The organism is Nocardia jiangxiensis NBRC 101359, assembly GCF_000308615.1.
Classification (GTDB): domain Bacteria; phylum Actinomycetota; class Actinomycetes; order Mycobacteriales; family Mycobacteriaceae; genus Nocardia; species Nocardia jiangxiensis.
Genome location: NZ_BAGB01000107.1, coordinates 1 through 550, shown reverse-complemented (window position 1 = coordinate 550; position 550 = coordinate 1). Strand labels below are relative to the sequence as shown.

At 64.9% G+C, this 550-nt stretch carries 1 protein-coding gene; it reads right to left on the bottom strand.

Annotated features, from left to right (window positions below; translation table 11 throughout):
* Positions 1-492, bottom strand: a 492-nt coding sequence (locus ON40_RS34425) for a dihydrofolate reductase family protein (RefSeq protein WP_040829429.1), incomplete at its 3' end; no start/stop codon positions are given.
* Positions 493-550 lie beyond the last annotated feature (58 nt).

The window sequence follows — 550 nt, the reverse complement described above, 5'->3', positions numbered from 1 at the left end:
TATCCATGACGGCAGTGTCGGGAAGAACGGGGTGCCGCCGCCCACGGCGGTGGGCGTGAGCACGATGCGGTACTCGTCCACCAGTCCGGCCTGCACGATCGGTGCGGCCAGCGTCGCGCCGGCCACCTCCAGCCTGCCGTCGGTTTCGGCTTTCAGCTTCCTCACCACCTCGACCGGGTCGCCGCGTTCCAGGCGGGAGTTCCAGTCCACCGACTCCAGGGTGCGTGAGAACACGACTTTGGGCATATCGCGCCAGATGCGGGCGAAGTCGACGATCAGAGAGGTGGCGTCCGGAGCCTTGTCAGCGGTCGGCCAGTACGCGGACATCAGTTCGTAGAGCCGCCGCCCGTAGAACGACACGGCGGTCTCCCGCTCGAAGTCGTTCCAGTACTGGAGGAGCTCTTCGCTCGGATCGGACCAGTCGATGTTGCCGTGCGCGTCGGCGATGTACCCGTCCACCGACACGTTGAAGCCATAGATGAGTGTGCCCATGACAGATCAGACGGCACCGGAGGGCAAAACTCATCGCGACGCCACACGAGACATCGTC